Genomic DNA, 20,062 nt, shown 5'->3' with positions numbered 1-20,062 from the left:
ATATGATTCTGAAACGCAAGCATACGGCCCTCCTCGCAGCTGCGATGCTGTCAATGTTGAATGCGGCACATGCCGAGTCGCCCTTCCCATCACGGCCGATCACGTTGATCGTCCCGTTCGCGGCTGGCGGCCCGAATGACGTGATGAGCCGGATCGTGTCCGAACACATGTCGCGAAAACTCGGGCAGCCGATCATTGTCGAGAACATCGCCGGGGCGGGCGGCACGACCGGCTCAGCGCGCGTCGCAAAAAGCGCGCCCGACGGTTATACGCTCGTCAGCGGTCACGTCGGGACGCATGCGGCATCGGTCGCGCTGTATCCGAATCTGCGTTACGACCCGCTGGTTGATTTCACGCCGATTGGCCTGGTCGCGGAAACGCCGATCCTCGTCGTCGCTCGCCGCGACCTTGGCGCGGACAGCATGGCGTCGTTCATCGCGATCGCCAAGGCGCGCGGCCCGGACCTCACCTTGGCCCATGCGGGTGTCGGTTCGATCAGCCACATCAGCTGTCTGCTGTTCACCTCCGTGATCGGATTCAAGCCGGTCGAGGTGCCATATCGGGGATCAGCACTGGCGATGACCGACCTGATCGCCGGCCGCAGCGACTTCAGTTGTGGATTGTTGGGCGACGTTCTTCCCTTCCTGGGTGACAACAATCTGCGTTTCCTGACCGTTTCGGCCGCAGCGCGGGTTCCGCAATTGCCGGACACACCGACGGCCAGGGAAGCAGGGCTTCCACAGTTTGTCGCATCGAGCTGGTTCGCGTTCTACCTGCCGAAAGGCGCGCCTGACGCCATTCGCGACCGGTTCTCGGACGCGCTTCGCGCAGCGCTCGACGATGACGGCGTGCGGAGACGGCTCGAACTGGTAGGCTTGATCCTGCCACCGCCGGACCAGCGAGGCCCCGAACCGCTCAAGCGGCGGATGACCGAAGAGATCGCGCGCTGGCAGGACATCGTCAAAACCGCGCAGATTCGACTCGATCAATAAGTGCAACCGATGCAGTTGAGCGCGTGATCGCCGGCCAGCTTTCGCCGTCGGCGCATCAGCCGCAGGCGGGCGGAACAATCCGACGATCCCCGGCTACAATCTCGCATTCGCCATGACGCCGCACGACGTGGCGGCAGTCTGCCAATCATCCATCAAAAAAAATCGAGACGCCCTGTCGGATCGGCGGTATCTGATCCGTCATCTAGACATGAATGGGCAATAGACGCTGACGTCGAGCCCGGCGATTCATGAGGAAGATGATCATGCCCAGCACTGTCCGCCTGCACCGCGTTCTCACGACCAGCCCGGAGAAAGTCTATCGCGCCTTCCTGGAGGCGGATGCGCTGGCGAAATGGCTTCCGCCGAACGGCTTCACCTGCACGGTCCATCATTTCGAGCCGAAGGTCGGGGGTACGTTCAAGATGTCGTTCCGTAACTTCACGACGGGCAACAGCCACGCCTTCGGCGGCGAATATCTCGAGCTCGTTCCCGGCGAACGTCTCCGCTACACCGACAGGTTCGACGACCCCAATCTGCCCGGCGAAATCCAGGTCACCGTGATCCTGAAGAAGGTATCCGTCGGCACTGAGCTGGATATCACGCAGGCCGGCATCCCCGACGTCATTCCGCCGGAGGCTTGTTATCTCGGCTGGCAGGAATCGCTGCGCAATCTGGCGAAGCTCGTCGAGCCTGAGATCAAGCAATAGCGTCTGAGGTAGAGCGAGCGCCTCGTCCTTCGAGACGACCGCTCCGCGGTCTCCTCAAGATGAGGCTAGCGGCAACAGCGCTCGTCGAGACTGCGGCCACATACTCCGACCTCATCCTGAGGGCCCGCCAAAGGCGGGCGTCTCGAAGGATGGGCCGCCGAAACGGTCGCCAAGTGCGATGGCCAGCTCACGACGGGAACCAGCGATCGAGTGTCATCTCAGCGAGCCTACGCCCCTGCCTTCGGCGCAACCCCGCCGCTTGCGGTCCAGCGGTCCGGATCCGGGCTATGTCCGATCAAAGCAAGGCCGTAGGCGATCGACTCGAACTGATCGCCCGACATCAGCCGTTCGTTGCCGAACCGCTCGGCGAACAGTTTTCGAACGGCCGGCACGAAGGACGTGCCGCCGGTCAGAAACACCTTTTCGATCTCGCGCGCGGTGATGCCGGCTTCGCCAAGCACCTTGTCGACGGTGGCCCCGAGCCTCGCGATATCGTCGGCAATCCAGGCTTCGAAATTCTTCCGCGTGATGGTCGCGCCAATGTCGACCCCGCCGCCTTTGAAGCGGAACTCCACCTGATCCTGCGCCGACAGCGCGACCTTGGCGTCGGATACCGCGCGGTACAACGAAAAGCCGAGGTCGAGATCGACGATGGTGATGAAATCCTCGAGCAGAGTCGGCTTCACCGCGGTGCGCGCAAGCTCCCGGAGTTCGCGCAGGTCGCCGTTGCTCTTCATCATCGCGAGCTGATGCCAGCGCGCGAGGTTGGTGTAGTGGCCGGTGGGGATCGGCAGCACCTTGTCGAACGAGCGGAAGCTCGAGCCCTTGCCTAGCCGCGGCGAGACGACGTGATCGACGATGCGGTAATCGAAGGTGTCGCCCGCAATCCCGATGCCGGCATGGCCGAGCGGTTCGGCGCGCAAGGCGCCGCCGGCACGCGAGAACCGCATCACGGAGAAATCGCTGGTACCGCCGCCGAAATCCGCAACCAGCACGGTCGCATCCCGCTCCAGGCGGCGAGCGAAGGAGAACGCTGCGCCCACGGGTTCGTAGACATAGCGCGCGTGGCCGGCGCCAAGGCGCTCGAACGCGGCCCGGTAGCGCTGCATCGCGAGCGCCTCGTCAGGATTGCCGCCGGCGAAGCGGACGGGGCGACCGACCGTGATGGTGGACGTCTCGAAGCCGAATTTATCGCCGCCATGGCGCGCCAGCGTCCGCAGGAACGCCGCCAAAATGTCCTCGAACTTGTAGCGCTGCCGGAACACCTGGGTGGTGTTGAAGCTGGAGCTCGCGGCGAAGGTCTTGAACGACTGGAGGAAGCGGTAGACATGCCGTCCTTCCAGGAACTGCTCGATCGCCCACGGGCCGCCTTCGGCCTGGGCGCCGGCTCCCGGCCGATCCTCCCAGAAGCACAGCGCCGATACGAAGACGCTGTGGCGCTGTCCACCATGGTCGAAGCGGATGGCCTCGACCCGGCGGTCGTCCGCCGCAAGGGCCACGACCGTGTTGCTGGTCCCAAAATCGATGCCGATCGAGACGGCGGGCGAGGCGCTCGACATGAACCACTCTGACAGATGATTGGAAGGGGGCAGACCACTAGCGGCTTCGTGTGCCGCTGCCAAGACTCCGTTTTTGGACATCGACGGTCAAATGGTTCAGTTTCGGCGGGGTTTGGGCATATCCCCGCTCAAATCGGCCCATTTAACGGATTATTATGCTGCAATGCGGTACACTAAATGCTGCTATGCAATGGCATGCATAGACATTGGCATCTGGTATACATAGGTTGCCCTTCGAAATGAGACAGCAGCACTGACCGTCTCAAGAAAGGGATTTTCGATGTCCAAGACCGCTTCCGTCGCTCTCGCGCCCTCCTCCTCGCTGTTCGCCCGCTTGATGGCCACGATCGACCGCCTCCTGATGGCGAGCGCCGAGATCTCGAATCACAATGGCGACCTGCCGCGCTTCGGCCTGTAAGCCGGCCCCCTTCCCGCGCCGCCGCGCAGCGGCACGGTTTTAGATCGGTTCGAATACGACTTTTGATGAATGGCCCCGGATGACGGGGCCATTTCTACTTGTGCTGTCCTGAGTCACAGCCGCCACCGGGCAAGGTGCTGCGGCATTTGCGCACGGTGACCGGACCAGCGCTTGAAGCTTGGCATAATGCATACAAGAATGCCGTTCCAGCGCTCGCAGAAAAATGAGAGGCGCCACGGGAGGCTTTATGACGGACATGGTGCAAGCAACCGCCCCGACAGCCGCGCGCGTTAGCGACACATATCGCTGGACGCAATTGGCGGTTGGCGTCGCGGCGATGGTGATGATCGCCAACTATCAATATGGCTGGACGTTCTTCGTCCCCGACATCCAGAAGAAATTCGGCTGGGATCGCGCGTCGATCCAATGGGCCTTTACGCTGTTCGTGCTGTTCGAGACCTGGCTCGTGCCGATCGAAGGATGGTTCGTCGACAAATACGGTCCGCGCATCGTGGTGCTGGTCGGCGGCGTGCTCTGTGCCGCCGGCTGGGCGATCAACGCGGAGGCGACCACGCTCAACGGCTACTATCTCGGCATGATCATCGCAGGCATCGGCGCCGGCGGCGTCTACGGCACCTGCGTCGGCAACGCCTTGAAGTGGTTTCCGGACAAGCGCGGTCTTGCCGCGGGCATCACCGCCGCGGGCTTCGGTGCAGGCTCCGCGCTCACCGTCGCGCCGATCCAGGCCATGATCAAGGACAGCGGCTTCCAGACCACATTCCTCTATTTCGGCCTCGGACAAGGCATCATCATCTGCATCCTCGCCTTCTTCCTGCTGGCGCCGAAGGCAGGCCAGGTGCCGAGCGTGGTGGCGAACGCCAATCTGCAACAGAGCCGCCGCAACTATCAGCCGACCGAGGTGCTGCGTCAGCCGATCTTCTGGCTGATGTACTTCATGTTCGTGATCGTCGGCGCCGGCGGCCTGATGGTGACGGCCAATTTGAAGCCGATCGCGGCCGACTGGAAGATCGACAACGTGCCGGTCACGTTGATGGCGGTGACGATGACCGCGGTGACCTTCGCGGCCACGATCGACCGCGTGCTCAACGGCCTGACGCGTCCGTTCTTCGGCTGGATCTCCGACATGATCGGCCGCGAGAACACGATGTTCATCGCCTTCGGGATGGAAGGTATCGGCATCTGGATGCTCTACCTCTGGGGCCACGATCCGCTCTGGTTCGTGCTGCTCTCGGGCTTCGTGTTCTTCGCCTGGGGTGAGATCTACTCGTTGTTCCCCTCGACCTGTACCGACACGTTCGGCGCCAAGTTCGCGACCACCAATGCCGGCCTGCTCTACACCGCGAAGGGGACGGCCGCGCTGCTGGTCCCGATCGGCAATTACATGCAGCAGTCGTCGGGCAGTTGGGACAACGTGTTCATCATCGCGGCCGGCGCCAACATCCTGGCCTCGGCGCTGGCGATCGCGGTGCTCAAGCCCTGGCGCAAGGTCGTGGTCGCGCAATCGACCGTCTGACGCACTCCAAAAGCGCTTCTCGCGCAAGACGCCCGGCCTCGCGGCCGGGCGTCTTCGTTTTGCGCGAAGCTTGCGCGATCCCGCCGTGCTGCAAACGGAACTCGCATTTTGTCGCCGGCCCGCCAAGATAAGGCTTGCAATCTGGGATATGGTATACCAAGCTCGCGATCGCGCTTGCGACGATAAGCCACAATATTGCGACATCAGGTCATCTTGTGACCGGTGCCGAACCAGACAGGCGCTCGGGAGGTTTTTGATGATTTCCAGCACCGATGGCGCTGTCACAGCCGCGCCTCTTCGCACAGGTTTCCGTTGGCTCCAGCTCGTCATGGGCATCGTCTGCATGGCGATGATCGCCAACCTGCAATATGGCTGGACGCTGTTCGTCGATCCGATCGATCACGCGCACCATTGGGGACGCGCCGCGATCCAGCTCGCTTTCACCATCTTCGTCGTCACCGAAACCTGGCTGGTGCCGATCGAGGCCTGGTTCGTCGACAAATACGGCCCGCGCATCGTCATCATGTTCGGCGGCGTCATGATCGCGCTGTCGTGGATTCTCAACTCCTATGCCGATAGCCTCACCTTGCTCTACGCGGCCGCGATCATCGGCGGCATGGGCGCGGGCGCGGTGTACGGCACCTGCGTCGGCAACGCGCTGAAATGGTTTCCCGATCGCCGGGGCCTTGCCGCCGGTGCGACTGCCGCCGGTTTCGGCGCAGGCGCTGCACTCACCGTCGTGCCGATCGCCGCCATGATCGCAACGAGCGGCTATCAGCACGCGTTCCTCACCTTCGGCATCGGCCAGGGCGTCATCGTCTTCGTGCTCGCCTTCTTCATCCAGCCGCCGCGGATTTCGATCCCGCCGAAGAAGAAGCAGCTCAATCTGCCGCAGACCAAGATCGACTTCACACCGCCCCAGGTGCTGCGCGCCCCTATTTTCTGGGTGATGTATCTCGTTTTCGTCATGGTTGCCTCCGGCGGCCTGATGACCGCGGCGCAGATCGCCCCGATCGCGCACGACTTCAAGATCGCCGACACGCCGGTCACGCTCGCCGGCTTCCAGATGGCGGCATTGACGTTCGCGATCTCGCTCGACCGCATCTTCGACGGTTTCGGACGGCCCTTCTTCGGCTTCGTCTCCGACACGATCGGCCGCGAGCACACCATGTTCATCGCCTTCGGCACCGCCGCGCTGATGCTGCTGACGCTGTCGGCCTATGGCCACGTGCCTGTCGTCTTCGTGCTCGCCACCGCGGTCTATTTCGGCGTGTTCGGCGAGATCTACTCGTTGTTCCCTGCCACGTGCGGCGACACCTTCGGCTCGAAGTTCGCGACCACCAATAACGGGATGCTCTACACGGCGAAGGGGACGGCGTCCCTGCTCGTTCCGCTCGCGAGCGTGATCTCGGCCACGTACGGCTGGAAGGCCGTGTTCGTGGTCGCGGTGGCACTGAACGCGACGGCGGCGCTGATGGCGCTATTCGTGATCAAGCCGATGCGCCGCTCCTTCATCCTCGGCAAGGAAGCCGAGAGCGCCAACGCCGCGACGGGGAACGCCAAGACCGAGACGGCATAACGAACACGCATCTTGCACGGGTGAGACAGGGGCGCAGCGATGCGCCCCTTTCTTTTTGGCTTACGGCAAACGTCAGCATTGCTGCCGCAAGATTTTTCGGATGAGCCAAATCGAGTGCTTGACGATTGGCATTATGTATACCACACTTGCTTCATCATTCACCCAAGGAGGTTGCAATGCTGGTCGGAGACATTCTGCGCAAGAAGACACCGCGCGTTGTCACGGTGCGAATGAACGAAACCGTGGGTATCGCCGCCAAGCTGATGCGCGCCAACAATATCAGCGCACTGGTGGTGAAGGACGTGGTCCGCTCCGAGGGCAATACCGCGGTCGGCATGTTCACCGAGCGCGACGTCGTGCGCGCCGTCGCCGAGCACGGCGCCAATGCCGTCAACGTCAAGGTCTCGCAGCTCGTCTCGGTGCAGCAGCTCGTATCCTGCACGTCGAGCGACACGATCGAGCACGTCCGCCATCTCATGAACCGGAATCACATCCGGCACCTGCCCGTCATCGACGATTACAGCCTCGTCTCGGTCATCAGCATGCGTGACATCGCGTCCTTCATGGACGAAGCGATCAACGGCACGCCGCAAGCAGCTTAAAGCGCCTCACTTCCCCTGCGACTACCGGACCCGGCTCGGAGCCTTCCGAGCCGGACCGGATCTTTCGTCCCGAAATCCGGCTTCCGCTGCTTCGCGAGGATTCCATGAAGATCTGCATCTACGGCGCCGGAGCAATCGGCGGATATCTCGGGGTTCAGCTCGCGCGCGCGGGCGCCGACGTCAGCCTGGTCGCACGCGGCGCGCACCTTGCCGCGATGCGCGAGCGCGGCCTGACGCTGCTCGCGGGCGAGGAGCAGCACACCGTGCATCCGCGCTGCACCGACGATCCGGCCGAGCTCGGCGTGCAGGACTATATCATCATCACGCTGAAGGCGCACTCGATCACCGGCGTGATCGAGACGATGCAGCCGCTGCTCGGCCCCCACACCCGCATCGTCACCGCCGTCAACGGCATCCCCTATTGGTACTTCTACAAGCATGGCGGCCAATACGAGAATTCGACGCTGGAGAGCATCGACCCCGGCGGACGGCAGTGGCGCGAAATCGGCGCCGAGCGCGCCATCGGCTGCATCGTCTATCCCGCCACCGAGATCGAGGCGCCCGGCGTGATCCGTCACGTCTACGGCAACAACTTTCCGCTCGGGGAGCCCTCCGGCGAGACCACCCCGGACGTGCAACGCCTCGCCGATCTCTTCGTCGCAGCCGGGCTGAAAGCGCCGGTGCTCGACCGCATTCGCGACGAGATCTGGCTCAAGTTGTGGGGCAATGTCTGCTTCAACCCGATCAGCGCACTCACCCATGCAACACTCGACGTGATCTGCACCGATCCGGCCACTCGCGCGCTGTCGCGCGCGATCATGATGGAGACGCAAGGCATCGCCGAGACGTTCGGCGTCAAATTCCGCGTCGACGTCGAGCGCCGCATCGAAGGCGCCCGCAAGGTCGGCGCGCACAAGACCTCGATGCTCCAGGATCTCGAGCGGGGCCGCCCGATGGAGATCGACCCGCTCGTCACCGTCGTGCAGGAGATGGGCCGCCTCACCGGCGTCGCCACCCCCGCGCTCGATTCCGTGCTGGCGATGGTGACCCAGCGCGCCCGCATCGCCGGTCTCTACGACGGCATCTCGACGCCATCGGATCCGCGTGCACTGGCGGTGGCGTGATGGCTGGCGAGATCAAACATTGGCTCCGCTTCCGCAAGAGCGGTACGACCGGCTTCGGCACGCTGAATTCGTCAGGCATCAGCGTGCATGAGGGCGAGATGTTCGGCCGCCATGCAGCCACCGGCAAAACGCTGGCGCTGTCGGAGGTCGAACTGCTCGCGCCCTGCGTGCCCAGCAAGATCGTCGCGCTCTGGAACAATTTTCACGCGCTCGCGGCCAAGCTCAACCAGCCCGAGCCGCCGGAGCCGCTCTACCTCCTGAAGGCCACCACCAGCATCACGACACCCGGCGCGGTGATCCGCCGTCCCTCTTATTACGACGGCAAGACCACGTATGAAGGCGAGCTCGGCATCGTCATCGGCAGGACCTGCGCGCGGGTGTCGCCGGCGGAAGCGGACGGCTTCATCTTCGGCTACACCTGCGTCAACGACATCACCGCCAACGACATCCTGACCAGCGATCCCACTTTCCCGCAATGGGCACGGGCCAAGGGCATCGACGATTACGGCCCGTTCGGCCCCGTCATCGCCACCGGTCTCGATCCGGCAAAGCTGGTGGTGCGCACCATCCTCAACGGCGCGGAGCGGCAGAACTATCCGATATCGGACATGATCTTCACCGCGCAGGAGCTGGTCAGCAGGATCTCCCATGACATGACCCTGCTCCCCGGGGACCTCATTGCCGTCGGCACCTCGGTCGGCGTCGGCGTGATGAAAGAGCCGGTGAACACGGTAACCGTCGCGATCGAGGGCATCGGCGAGCTGACCAACGAGTTTCGGCTGTAGGGCACTCTGTCATTCCGGGGCGCGGGCAGCGCCGAGCCCGGAATCCATTGGGCGGTAGAGACTGCAGTTCAACGGATTCCGGGCTCGCGCTGCGCGGGTCCCGGAATGACGGCGGAGGGAGCCAGCGCCCCCGCGGAGGAAAACCCGGCAACTTCCACACCCGCGCTCCACCGATCGGCTGACGCATTCAGCCGTGGATCGTGCGACTGGACCTGTCCGGCAAGCCTCCGCCGCCCTTGATCTCGGTTCCGCTCTCCAATAGCAATTATGGCGATAATGTGTGCCGGCGTGAGGAAGTCACGATGTGGCTGTTTTTCCTGGTTGCCTGGTTTGTTCTGCTCACTGCCATTGCGATCTTCGCCCAGCAGGCGCTCGGTTACGATATCGGCCACCTGCCTGTCTGGTTCGGAGGCCTGCCTGTCCCGCAGCGGTTTGCGACCGGCGCGATCCTGGCCCTGGCGCTGGCACTGATCGGCGCCTCCGCCTGGCGGCTCTCGCGCCAGGATCGGCGCCTCGACACGTTGCGCGACCGCCTCAAGAAGACCCGCGAGGACGTCGTCGTCGCCCACGCCCTGCAAAACCACCTCGACGCCACCGTCCGGCACCTGATCGAGAGCGATCCGCGGGAGGCCGTCTCCGCCCTGCACGATAAGCTGGGCGAGACCGAGCAGCGGGCCCTGCTGCAGCGGGGCCGCAACGAATCCACCGACATGCACGACCAGCTCGCCGAAATCCGCCGGCGCCAGCAGGACCTGCGCGACATGGTCGGCAAGGTCGCCGAGCAGCGCCGCGCCGTCGAGCCGGTTTTCACCGAGATCCGCGACCGCCAGAACCAGCTCGAACGCTCGCTGCACAACCTTGAGACCGACGACCGCAAGAACAACCTCGCCGACCGGCTGAAGGACATCGCGCGCGACGTATCGACGCTGCTGTCCCGGGTCGGCACGGTCCAGAACACCTTTGCGACCCTGAACCAGTACAAGGAAGATCTGGCGAAGTCCCACGCCGAGCTGGTGCCGTTGCGCGCGTCGGACGCCGGCCTCAATGCCTTGATCGGCGAGCTGAGCCTCGGTCATGAGCGCCTCGCCAAGAGCGTCGACGAGCTCGAAACCGGCGGCGAAGCCCCTCTCGGCGCCCGCGTCGAGACGCTGTCGAAGAACAAGATCGAGATCGAGCAGCGCCTGGCCCGCATCGACGACAGCTTCCACATCCTAAAAGGCATCGGGCTCGATTTCGAAGAGCTCGGCCAGCGCCAGGCCCAACTCGAGCGCTCGCTGGCCGGTGTCGAGACCGACGCCGACGGCAAGACGCTTGTCGACCGCCAGAATGCGCTGAACGATTTTGTGCTCCAGTCGCGCCAGCGCCTCGGCGCGTTACAGGAAACGCTGGCGACGCTGAACGCCTTCAAGGCGGAGCTGTCGAAGTCGCAGGCTGACCTCGTCCCGCTGAAGGCGCCCGTATTCGGAATCGAAGCCATGATCGCGGACGTCGGTACCACGCGCGATCTCCTCGCCAAAACCGTCGGCGAGATTGAGGCGAGCGGCGACGTCACCCTCGCCTCGCGCGTCGACGCGCTGACCAAGAGCAAGCGCGAGGTCGAAGACCGCATCGCCCGCATCTTCGACAATTTCAACGCGCTCGACGGCTTGCGAAAAGACATCGGCGGCATCTTCTCGACGATCCGGAACAGCCTCAACCGGATCGGGTGAAGGCCATCAATCCCGCGGGATGGTTCGAACCGCGATCCCCATCCGCGCGACCAATCCGGACATGCGCTTGATCCTCGGCCTCCTCTCCGCCCTGCTCGGCGCGCTCGCCGGCTGGTTCGCCCTTGCCGCACTGGTGATCGCGCTGGCCGGGCCAGACCGCGATGGCGGCATCGCCATGGGCGCCTTCTTCGACATCGGTCCGATCGGCGGTGTGGTTGGCCTGATCGCCGGCATCTGGCTGTTCGTGCGCTTCGGCCTGGTCCGGAATGCAACGCCACAGCCGCCCGCGGAAACCTCCGACACCACGCCTCACCGCACCACGCGGCTCTCCGCACCCTTTGCTCTCACTGTTCTACTCATCGCGGCAATCCTTGGCTATTGGGGCTGGTACGAACTCATCCGCTCGCCCTATCTCAGTCACGGCTACATGACGCTCCACATCGAGTTTCGCCTTCCCGCTGGCATGACGCTGCCGGACAAGGCGGAGGATGTGCACATCGAGGTCGAGGAAGCGACCGGGTATGCCAATGCCGATTTGCCTCCGAACTGGCGCGCGCATGAAGGCGAGCGCAAAGCGATCATTGCCTCCACGTCGTTGTCGTACAAAACGCGTCATCGCGCCGTTAGCCTGACGCTTCCGGGTTCGCCGACGCAGAGCTGGCCGATCGATCTCCCCTCCGATCCTGATCCCACCCCTGGCTTTTCACCCTGGCGCGTGGCGGGCGACCCCTCACCGGCGAAGATCGAGATGCATTTCCGCCTCAGCGCCGATCACTGAGCGAACGAGCGGCGCGAGGGCGAAACATTCAGACACATCACATTTCGGCGCGCCCGGCAGATGCCGCCAACATGTCGCGCGGATGCCGCACTGTGGTCGCATTCGGCCGCCCTTCTGTGAGGCGTGTCTGGGGGCACGGCGGTGCCGTGTTTGGACCAAACCTTCTAGGGGTATGACTGTGAAGAAGATTGTATTTGTCGTGGGTGCTACGCTTGCTCTGGTGACGGTTGCGAATGCTGCGGATCTGCCGCGCCGCCAGCCCGTTCCCGTCTATTCCGAGCAGGCGCCGATCGGCAAGATGCCGATTGGCAAGAGCCCGGTTGGAAAGGCCCCGATCGGCAAGGCGCCCGGCCCCGTCGCGGCGCGCTACTGACGCGCAGAGAAATACGCGCAGAAGCAAGCGTTGACTCTGCGTGAGTGGCCGACAGTCGAGGGGCATGGCGTGACGAACAAACCTGATCGATCGGGACCCTGCATCCTTGCGGGATTCGCGCTCGCGGCCATGCTCGCGTGCACGACACCCTCGGCCTCCGCCCACGAAGCGAACAAGCGCGTTGCTGAGGCAAACGCGCTTGCCACCACCGAGACCGCATCACGGCCGGCGCCGCAAACGGCGCGGCGCGCAGTCGCGCGCGCGGAGAAAGGTCCGTACTACGTCGATTTCCGCGCCCGCACGGCCGCGAGCTGGGGCCACGCGTTCGTCTGGTACGGCAAGACCAGCGAGCGCGCCGTCGAGGTGGCAGGGCTCACGCCCGCCGGCGACACCTGGGCCTATGTGCTCGGTCACCTCACCTGGGTGCCGGCGGAGACCGGCGCGAGCTACGGCGATCTCGACCCGGACTATTTGACCGCGAACTACCGCGTCTATCTGAACGAAGCCGACGCCAAGCGCGTGTTTGCCTATATCAAGAAATTGCAGGCGAGCTCGCCGGTCTGGAACGCGGAGACCACCAATTGCACCGGCTTCATCGGCGACATCGCCGAGTATATGGGATTGAAGGTCCCCTACCGCTGGCAGCGCCCCGAAAACTTCGTCAACAGCCTCAAGGAAATGAACGGCGACCGCCAGATGGTGCGGCTGTCGACGGAGTAGCCCCCCAGGGCGCACCACGCGACGCCGTCATTGCGAGCGCAGCGAAGCAATCCAGAGTCCCTCCACGGGTAGAGTCTGGATTTCTTCGCTGCGCTCGTAATGACGATGCCGAAGCAATTGGGGCACGATGGATTGGCGGAGTGCCCGTCGGGCAAAACACCCGCGCAAATTTCCCGCGCCGCCTGTCAATCCCCGCCCGTCAAAATATTCCACTTTACCGAAATTCGGATTTGTCGTATCTACGACACACCCTGACCCGGGACAAGGGGCGGATCGCGATCGTCACGAACCGCGGGTTAGGCAGCGATGGACGCGACGGCGTCGAGCGCGGGGAGCCTTGCAGGGCGGGAAACCGTGAGCACAGGCTTTCGCGCCTGCGACACGGCGCCGACAGCGTCTTCGCATGGCTTCGGGTGCGAGCACACGCCAGCTCTCGAAGGCCCAGCGAGGACGTGCGCGGACGGCGAAGTCGTGTGGTCCTGACGCCCGGGGTCTGTGCGTCAAGTCCTGTAGTGATGCGTGCTGCCCGACCGGGCGGACGCGTCAGCCATCTGCGGGGCGACGGGGGCAATAGTGCATCGCTCCCCGGGGAGAGCACGAAGTAAGCCGTAAACCACCGCGCAGGGAAGGCCGGGCGATTGGCTGACCTGTGGTCCACCCCGTGTGCATTCCTTTGGCGCACGGACTTGCGGGTGCCAGCCGGCGCCCGGCCTTCCCTGCGCCCTTGTTACCGCAAGGGTGATGCGACCAAGCAAAGCTCGGGCGGAATACGCCGCGAGAGGGCGAAGGCGTGCCTTGCGAGAAAATGCAAGTTGATGGTCTCCGAAAGCTCCTCATCCTCCGTCGGTGTTGAAGCAGCGGCGCACAAAAACCCTCGTGCGCCCGGTGCTACCACCTCAATTATCCGCCCTGCGGAATCCCCGCACTCCCCGCATGATCGCCCCGCCTCCACCGCACGCCCTTCCAATAGACTTTTCCCGACCTGGGCGGCATCCTGCCGCCATCAAACGATAACAGAGCGCCACACAGGCGGAGGAAACAGATCATGCTGCAGACACGGTTCACCAAGCTCGTCGGTGTCGAGCACCCGATCGTCCAGGGCGGCATGCAATGGGTCGGGCGCGCCGAGCTGGTCGCCGCCGTCGCCAATGCCGGAGCGCTCGGCTTCATCACGGCGCTGACCCAGCCCACGCCGGAGGATCTCCGGAAGGAGATCGCCCGCTGCCGCGATCTCACCGACAAGCCGTTTGGCGTCAACCTCACCATCCTGCCCGCAATCAAGCCGCCGCCTTATGCCGAATATCGCTGCGCCATCATCGAGAGCGGCATCAAGGTGGTCGAGACCGCCGGCAACAAGCCGCAGGAGCATGTCGACGAGTTCAGGAAGCACGGCGTCAAGGTCGTGCACAAATGCACCAGCGTCCGTCACGGGCTTTCGGCCGAGCGCATGGGCGTCGACGCCATCTCGATCGACGGGTTCGAATGCGCCGGCCATCCCGGCGAGGACGACACCCCCGGCCTGATCCTGATCCCGGCCGCCGCCAACAAGATCAAGATCCCGATGATCGCCTCCGGCGGCTTTGCCGACGCCCGCGGCCTCGTCGCCGCACTGGCGCTGGGCGCGGAAGGCATCAACATGGGCACCCGCTTCATGGCGACGAAAGAGAGCCCCATTCATCAGCTCATCAAGGAGAAGATCGTCGCCAATGACGAGCGCGAGACCGAGCTGATCTTCCGCACCATGCGCAACACCTCCCGCGTCGCCAGGAACGAGATCTCGACCAAGGTCGTTGCGATGGAGAAGGAAGGCGCCAAGTTCGAGGACATCCGCGAGCTTGTCGCGGGCGCCCGCGGCAAGATGGTCTACGCGACCGGCAACTCGGACGAAGGCATCTGGTCGGCGGGCCAGGTCCAGGGCCTGATCCAGGACATCCCGACCTGCGCCGAACTGATCTCCCGCATCGTGCGCGAAGCGGAGGCGATCATCCGCAGCCGGCTCGAAGGCATGATCGTTCATCCGACAGCGCAGGCTGCGGAATAATCACTGCAAGAAGCGAGAGCAACACATGAAGGCTTATGTCTACGGCCCTGGTGGCGCTACGATTTCCGACGTCGCTCAACCAAAGCCTGAAGGCACGCAGGTGCTGGTCCGCGTCCGCGCCTGTGGCCTCAATCGCGCCGACACCGGCATGCGCAAGGGCCACGCCCATGGCGCGGCCGGCGGTGCTGGGACCGTGCTCGGCATGGAATGGGCCGGCGAGGTCGCCGCGCTTGGACCGGATGCCAAAGGCGTCAAGGTCGGCGACCGCATCATGGGCTCGGGCGGCGCGGCGTTTGCCGAATACACGCTGGCTGACCACGGCCGGCTGTTCCGCGCGCCCTCGAACATAAACTTCGAGGAAGCCGCCACCCTGCCCGTCGCGCTCGCGACCATGCACAACGCCGTCGTCACCATCGGCGGCGTGCAGCCCGGGCAAGCGGTGCTGATCCAGGGCGCAAGCTCCGGCGTCGGCCTGATGGCGATGCAGATTGCGAAACTCAAGGGCGCCAGGCTGGTGATCGGCTCCTCGACCGATGCGGCTCGCCGCGGCCGACTGAAGGAGTATGGCGCCGACCTCGCGGTCGATTCCTCCGACCCCACATGGGTCGACGAGGTGCTGAAGGCGACGAACGGCGAAGGTGTCGACCTCATCGTGGACCAGGTCTCGGGCAAGGTCGCGAGCCAGAACCTCGCCGCGACGAAGGTAAAAGGCCGCATCGTCAATGTCGGCCGGCTCGGCGGCACCCATGCCGATTTCAACTTCGACCTGCACGCGGCGCGCCGCATCGACTATGTCGGCGTCACCTTCCGCACCCGCACCATCGCGGAGATCCGTGAGATCTTCGACGAGGTCAAGAAGGACATCTGGGGCGCGGTCGAGTCACGAAAACTGCAGCTGCCGATCGACAAGGTGTTCGCTTTCGACGACATCGACAAGGCGTTCGAGCACATGGAGGCCAACAAGCATCTCGGCAAGATCGTCGTGACGCTGCCTTAACATTCGAGGGGCCAAAGACCTCGGTCTCGTAGGGTGGGCAAAGCGAAGCGTGCCCACAATGTGTCAGCGTCCCCGAAAGATGGTGGGCACGGCGCTCCGCGCCTTTGCCCACCCTACAAAACCAGGGGGGTCATCGCTCCTGCAACTCACTAGCGTCTACGCCTGTGGATCGTCGCTTGATGTTCAGTCACAGGCTGCTAAATCCCCCGCCATGAGCTCCCAACACAACAAGACCTCGGTCGCAGCGATCTCGATCTTCGCCAGTGGCGGCATGGCGGCGGCCAAGTTCGCGGTCGGGATCGCGATCGGCTCGCTGGCGTTGATCTCCGAGGCGCTGCATTCCTCGATCGACCTGGTCGCCACCATCATCACCTGGGCGGTGGTGCGGGTGTCCGACAAGCCCGCGGACGAGGAGCATCATTACGGCCACGGCAAGCTGGAAAGCGTCTCGGCACTGGGCGTCACCGCCCTGCTCTATGTGCTCGCCGGCGGCATCCTGGTCGAGTCCTACAGCCGGCTGCGCGAGGGAACCGCGCCGCCGACCATTTCGGCCGTGCCGTTCGTGGTGCTGGTGATCGACATCGCCGTCAATCTCTGGCGCGCCCGCGCCCTGCACCGTGCCGCGCGGGAGACCAGGAGCCAGGCGCTCGCCGCCGATGCGCTGCATTTCGCCTCCGACGTGATGGGCTCGTTCGCCGTGATCGTGGGCCTGATCCTCGCCGGCCTCGGCTTCTGGTGGGGCGACGCGGCGGCCGCCGCCGCGGTGGCCGTCATGATCGCCCTGCTCGGCCTGCGCATGGCCGGCACGACCGTGCAGACGCTGGTGGACCGCGCTCCGGAAGGCGCGCATGAGACGGCGACGGCTGCGATCCGCAGCGTGCCGGGTGTGATTGGCGTCGAGCGGCTCCGCGTGCGCATGGTCGGGGCAACGACGTTTATCGACACGATCGCAAAGGTGCCGCGGACTTACCCCATCGACCGGGTCGAGGACATCAAGCGCAGCGCGCAGGCAGCGGTCGAGAAGGCCTTCGGCGATACCGACCTCACCTTCACCGCAGTCCCCGTGGCGCGCGACAACGAGACCGTGCGCGACCGCATCATGGTCATCTCCCACAATTCGGGCCTCGCCATCCACCACGTCACGGTGCACGACCTCGGCGCCAAGCTGATCGTCAGCATCGACCTCGAGGTCGACGCCGGGATGCAGCTCGATGCCGCCCATGACATAGCCAACACCCTGGAACGCAACATCCAGGAAGAGTTCGGCGCGGACGTCGAGGTCGACGTCCACATCGAGCCGCTCGAACCGGAACTGCCGTTCGGGGTCGACGCCGAACCGGAACGGGTGCGGGTCATTGCGGCCGCCCTGACGGAATATGCCGCCGGCGGCGAGATCCACGACATCCACAATGTCCGCGTCCGCAACACCGACGCCGGCGAGATCGTCAACTTTCACTGCCGCGCCGAGCCGTCGATGAGCGTGATCCGGGTGCACGAGCATGTCGATGCGATCGAGCGCGCGTTGCGGCGCGCGTTCCCGAGCGTGAAGCGCGTCATCAGTCACGCAGAACCGCCGCGCGTGTGACAGAGAATGTGCGAGGAGTCACACGTTCTCGTTTCGGACTCGCCGCGCACGTAAGTTTGCGGACGCGCGACGCACAAACTGCGCGTTGGATAAGAATAAATTCGCGTTAACGATTCGTTGACTCTCGACAGCCCGCGAAATCTGGATTCAAATCGACCATGATTCGGAAGCGATGTGGGGCTGCTTCCGAACTCAAGTTGCAAGCAGGTTTCCAGGGGGCTTTAGGCATGTCGCGTGCAGACGCCGCGAACGCGTGCGTCCAATCCGATTCGATCAAAGGATTGGCGCAATCGATCGCGAAACCTGCCTATCATCGGCTCCTGATCGCGGAGCCTGCGCTGCGCCGTGCCGTGCCGACGCTCATCATCGCGTTCCTGATCACGATCTGCCTCGGCGCATTCGTGCAGGTGGTCGACCAGACACGCCAGAAGCGGCTGGTGATCCGCCATGATATCGCGGCGCTCGCCGACCTGCTCGCCGAGCGCGTCGACCGCCTGACCTCCGCGCGACAGGAGCGGCTGAAGAACATCGAGAGCCTGCCGGCGCTGCTGCCCGATCTCATTCCATCCTGGGGCACCGCCTCGGGCCGCCACGTCATCGTCACCTCGGCCGGACTCGACCGCCGCATCCTCGCCCGCATCCCGGTCGACAGCGATCCCTCGGGCAACGACCGCCTGCTCGACGCAATCACGACGGCGCAACTGCTGGCGGCGCCCCCGCGCGACGGCAGCATCTCCGACATGACGCTGCCGAACGGCAACGCTGCAATGGCGACCTCGCGGCAGATCAAGTCGCTGCCCGGCTTCGTCACCGTGATCCAGGAGCGCAACGAGCCGATCTGGGGCTCGGACGCCGCGCTGTCGGTGACGCTGTCGGCCACCACCGGCTTCGTGGTCCTGATCCTCGGCTTCGCCTTCCACTGGCAGTCCACCCGTGCCCGCGAGGGCGACCTGATCAACGACGCCGTGCGCGGCCGCATCGACACCGCGCTCAACCGCGGCCGCTGCGGGCTGTGGGACTGGGACCTGTCGCGCGGCCGCATCTTCTGGTCGCAGTCAATGTTTTCGATGCTCGGCCTCGACGGCCGCAACGAGCTCCTCACCTTCGGCGAGGTCAACGCGCTGGTGAAGTCCGACGACATCGATCTGTTCGAGATCGCCGACCAGCTCATCTCCGAGAAGATCGACCACATCGACCAGACCTTCCGTATGCAGCATGTCGACGGCCACTGGATCTGGCTGCGCGTCCGCTGCGAAAAGACCAGCGGCGCGACCGATTCCAGCGTTCACCTGATCGGGATCGCCGTCGACATCACCGAGCAGAAGAGCCTCGCCGAGCGGACCGTGGAAGCCGATTTGCGCCTGCGCGACGCGATCGAGACCATTCCCGAAGCCTTCGTGCTGTGGGACGCGAGCGACCGCCTGGTGCTCTGCAATTCGCACTTCCAGCGCCTGCACAAGCTGCCCGACTCCGCCGTCATCCCCGGCACCTCCTACGAGACGGTGCTCGAGGTCGGCCGCATGCCCGAAGTCCGCACCCGGCACAACGAGACTGCGAGCCAGGGCCCGGGCGCGCGTACCTTCGAGGCGCAGCTCGACGACGGCAGCTGGCTGCACATCAGCGAGCGCCGCACCAAGGACGGCGGCTACGTCTCCGTCGGCACCGACATCACCCGCATCAAGGAGCACGAGCAGAAGCTGGTCGACAACGATCTACGCCTGCGCGCCACCGTCATCGACCTCAAGCGCTCGCAGGCAGCCCTGGAGCGCCAGGCGGGCGAACTGGCCGATCTCGCCGAGAAATATCAGCGCGAGAAGACCCGCGCCGAGGAAGCCAACCAGACCAAGTCGAAATTCCTCGCCAATATGAGCCACGAGCTGCGCACGCCGCTGAACGCGATCATCGGCTTCTCCGAGATCATGGGCTCGGGCATGTTCGGCGAGCTCGGCTCGGAGAAGTACCAGGAATACTGCCACGACATCCTAACCAGCGGGCATTACCTGCTCGAAGTCATCAACGACATCCTCGACATGTCCAAGATCGAGGCCGGCCGCATGAAGCTCGACATGGAAGAGCTCGACCTGGCGCAGACGCTGGCGGAATCCCTGCGGGTCGTCACCGGCCGGGCACAGGACAAGCACCTGACGCTCGACGCCGACATCGCGAAATCCATCTCCGTCGTCGCCGACCGCCGCGCCACCAAGCAGATCATCGTCAATTTGCTCTCCAACGCCGTGAAGTTCACGCCCGACGGCGGACGTATCGTGGTGCGCAGCCGGCAGCTCGACGACAGGATCGTGCTGATGATCGCCGACACCGGCATCGGCATCGCGCCGCATTCGCTGGCGCGGCTCGGCCGCCCCTTCGAGCAGGTCGAGAGCCAGCTCACCAAGACCTATCACGGCTCGGGACTGGGGCTGGCGATCGCCCGCTCGCTGGCGCAGCTTCATGGCGGCTCGATGCGGCTGCGCTCAAAGCTGGAGGTCGGCACCGTCGTGCGCGTCACCCTGCCCCGCGACGCGATGAAGTCGGCGTCAGGAATATCGGCTGCGGCCTGAT

17 protein-coding genes are annotated in these 20,062 nt (G+C 64.5%); 16 read left to right on the top strand and 1 reads right to left on the bottom strand.

Annotated elements, in window-relative coordinates; all coding sequences use genetic code 11:
• Positions 1–2 precede the first annotated feature (2 nt).
• Both FXB41_RS07175 and FXB41_RS07170 read left to right on the top strand, forming a co-directional pair.
• Positions 3–992 (top strand): Bug family tripartite tricarboxylate transporter substrate binding protein, encoded by a 990-nt coding sequence (locus tag FXB41_RS07175; RefSeq protein WP_219680898.1) that lies wholly within the window; start codon positions 3–5, stop codon positions 990–992.
• Between the two features lie 263 nt (positions 993–1,255).
• Entirely contained in the window at positions 1,256–1,699 is a 444-nt protein-coding gene (locus FXB41_RS07170) for an SRPBCC family protein (protein ID WP_007593330.1), read from the top strand.
• 227 nt (positions 1,700–1,926) lie between these two features.
• On the opposite strand, the gene FXB41_RS07165 is transcribed toward FXB41_RS07170, so the two are convergent.
• On the bottom strand, positions 1,927–3,258 hold the full coding sequence (locus FXB41_RS07165) for an Hsp70 family protein (RefSeq protein WP_219680890.1): 1,332 nt from the start codon (positions 3,256–3,258) through the stop codon (positions 1,927–1,929).
• A 280-nt stretch (positions 3,259–3,538) separates the two neighbouring features.
• On the opposite strand from FXB41_RS07165, the gene FXB41_RS07160 reads away from it, so the two are divergent.
• The 14 genes from FXB41_RS07160 (at position 3,539) to FXB41_RS07095 (ending at position 20,061) form a co-directional block, all read left to right on the top strand.
• A complete protein-coding gene (locus FXB41_RS07160) occupies positions 3,539–3,676 on the top strand; it encodes a hypothetical protein (protein WP_007593333.1) in 138 nt (45 codons plus the stop codon).
• A gap of 247 nt (positions 3,677–3,923) precedes the next feature.
• Positions 3,924–5,210 carry an oxalate/formate MFS antiporter gene (oxlT, locus tag FXB41_RS07155; RefSeq protein ID WP_007593335.1) on the top strand — a complete coding sequence of 429 codons (1,287 nt, stop codon included), beginning with the start codon at positions 3,924–3,926 and terminating at the stop codon, positions 5,208–5,210.
• Positions 5,211–5,466: 256 nt separating this feature from the next.
• Complete coding sequence (gene oxlT / locus FXB41_RS07150; protein ID WP_007593337.1) at positions 5,467–6,789, top strand: oxalate/formate MFS antiporter; 1,323 nt, start codon at positions 5,467–5,469, stop codon at positions 6,787–6,789.
• Between the two features lie 176 nt (positions 6,790–6,965).
• Positions 6,966–7,391, top strand: a complete 426-nt coding sequence (locus FXB41_RS07145) for a CBS domain-containing protein (protein ID WP_007593342.1) — start codon at positions 6,966–6,968, stop codon at positions 7,389–7,391.
• Positions 7,392–7,495: 104 nt separating this feature from the next.
• Entirely contained in the window at positions 7,496–8,515 is a 1,020-nt protein-coding gene (locus tag FXB41_RS07140) for a 2-dehydropantoate 2-reductase (protein WP_007593343.1), read from the top strand.
• Positions 8,515–9,300, top strand: a complete 786-nt coding sequence (locus tag FXB41_RS07135; RefSeq protein ID WP_007593344.1) for a fumarylacetoacetate hydrolase family protein — start codon at positions 8,515–8,517, stop codon at positions 9,298–9,300. Before FXB41_RS07140 ends, FXB41_RS07135 begins: the two co-directional genes overlap by 1 nt.
• 302 nt (positions 9,301–9,602) lie before the next feature.
• A complete protein-coding gene (locus FXB41_RS07130) occupies positions 9,603–11,009 on the top strand; it encodes a coiled-coil domain-containing protein (protein WP_219680888.1) in 1,407 nt (468 codons plus the stop codon).
• A 61-nt stretch (positions 11,010–11,070) separates the two neighbouring features.
• The gene (locus tag FXB41_RS07125) at positions 11,071–11,787 is read left to right on the top strand and encodes a hypothetical protein (protein ID WP_246648682.1); all 717 of its coding nucleotides are present in this window, start codon (positions 11,071–11,073) and stop codon (positions 11,785–11,787) included.
• 172 nt (positions 11,788–11,959) lie between these two features.
• Complete coding sequence (locus FXB41_RS07120) at positions 11,960–12,160, top strand: hypothetical protein (protein ID WP_007608336.1); 201 nt, start codon at positions 11,960–11,962, stop codon at positions 12,158–12,160.
• 69 nt (positions 12,161–12,229) lie between these two features.
• Entirely contained in the window at positions 12,230–12,880 is a 651-nt protein-coding gene (locus FXB41_RS07115; RefSeq protein ID WP_219680882.1) for a hypothetical protein, read from the top strand.
• A gap of 1,045 nt (positions 12,881–13,925) precedes the next feature.
• On the top strand, positions 13,926–14,921 hold the full coding sequence (locus FXB41_RS07110) for an NAD(P)H-dependent flavin oxidoreductase (protein ID WP_219680879.1): 996 nt from the start codon (positions 13,926–13,928) through the stop codon (positions 14,919–14,921).
• A gap of 25 nt (positions 14,922–14,946) precedes the next feature.
• Positions 14,947–15,918 (top strand): quinone oxidoreductase family protein, encoded by a 972-nt coding sequence (locus FXB41_RS07105; RefSeq protein ID WP_219680875.1) that lies wholly within the window; start codon positions 14,947–14,949, stop codon positions 15,916–15,918.
• Between the two features lie 211 nt (positions 15,919–16,129).
• On the top strand, positions 16,130–17,503 hold the full coding sequence (locus FXB41_RS07100) for a cation-efflux pump (protein ID WP_219680872.1): 1,374 nt from the start codon (positions 16,130–16,132) through the stop codon (positions 17,501–17,503).
• A gap of 227 nt (positions 17,504–17,730) precedes the next feature.
• Positions 17,731–20,061, top strand: coding sequence for a PAS domain-containing sensor histidine kinase (locus FXB41_RS07095; RefSeq protein ID WP_007593358.1), 2,331 nt, complete (start codon positions 17,731–17,733; stop codon positions 20,059–20,061).
• The last annotated feature ends 1 nt before the right edge of the window (position 20,062 follow it).

It is taken from the genome of Bradyrhizobium canariense, from assembly GCF_019402665.1.
Lineage (GTDB): Bacteria > Pseudomonadota > Alphaproteobacteria > Rhizobiales > Xanthobacteraceae > Bradyrhizobium > Bradyrhizobium canariense.
This window is presented reverse-complemented; position numbering and strand designations above follow the sequence as displayed.

What these genes read in the sequence shown, in the direction of transcription:
- FXB41_RS07140 (WP_007593343.1), top strand. Translation starts at nt 7,496, where the DNA reads ATGAAGATCTGCATCTACGGCGCCGGAGCAATCGGCGGATATCTCGGG.
- FXB41_RS07130 (WP_219680888.1), top strand. Translation starts at nt 9,603, where the DNA reads ATGTGGCTGTTTTTCCTGGTTGCCTGGTTTGTTCTGCTCACTGCCATT.
- FXB41_RS07120 (WP_007608336.1), top strand. Translation starts at nt 11,960, where the DNA reads ATGACTGTGAAGAAGATTGTATTTGTCGTGGGTGCTACGCTTGCTCTG.
- FXB41_RS07100 (WP_219680872.1), top strand. Translation starts at nt 16,130, where the DNA reads ATGAGCTCCCAACACAACAAGACCTCGGTCGCAGCGATCTCGATCTTC.
- FXB41_RS07170 (WP_007593330.1), top strand. Translation starts at nt 1,256, where the DNA reads ATGCCCAGCACTGTCCGCCTGCACCGCGTTCTCACGACCAGCCCGGAG.
- FXB41_RS07145 (WP_007593342.1), top strand. Translation starts at nt 6,966, where the DNA reads ATGCTGGTCGGAGACATTCTGCGCAAGAAGACACCGCGCGTTGTCACG.
- FXB41_RS07105 (WP_219680875.1), top strand. Translation starts at nt 14,947, where the DNA reads ATGAAGGCTTATGTCTACGGCCCTGGTGGCGCTACGATTTCCGACGTC.
- FXB41_RS07175 (WP_219680898.1), top strand. Translation starts at nt 3, where the DNA reads ATGATTCTGAAACGCAAGCATACGGCCCTCCTCGCAGCTGCGATGCTG.
- FXB41_RS07160 (WP_007593333.1), top strand. Translation starts at nt 3,539, where the DNA reads ATGTCCAAGACCGCTTCCGTCGCTCTCGCGCCCTCCTCCTCGCTGTTC.
- FXB41_RS07095 (WP_007593358.1), top strand. Translation starts at nt 17,731, where the DNA reads ATGTCGCGTGCAGACGCCGCGAACGCGTGCGTCCAATCCGATTCGATC.
- FXB41_RS07110 (WP_219680879.1), top strand. Translation starts at nt 13,926, where the DNA reads ATGCTGCAGACACGGTTCACCAAGCTCGTCGGTGTCGAGCACCCGATC.
- FXB41_RS07165 (WP_219680890.1), bottom strand. Translation starts at nt 3,258, where the DNA reads ATGTCGAGCGCCTCGCCCGCCGTCTCGATCGGCATCGATTTTGGGACC.
- FXB41_RS07125 (WP_246648682.1), top strand. Translation starts at nt 11,071, where the DNA reads ATGCGCTTGATCCTCGGCCTCCTCTCCGCCCTGCTCGGCGCGCTCGCC.
- FXB41_RS07135 (WP_007593344.1), top strand. Translation starts at nt 8,515, where the DNA reads ATGGCTGGCGAGATCAAACATTGGCTCCGCTTCCGCAAGAGCGGTACG.
- oxlT (WP_007593337.1), top strand. Translation starts at nt 5,467, where the DNA reads ATGATTTCCAGCACCGATGGCGCTGTCACAGCCGCGCCTCTTCGCACA.
- oxlT (WP_007593335.1), top strand. Translation starts at nt 3,924, where the DNA reads ATGACGGACATGGTGCAAGCAACCGCCCCGACAGCCGCGCGCGTTAGC.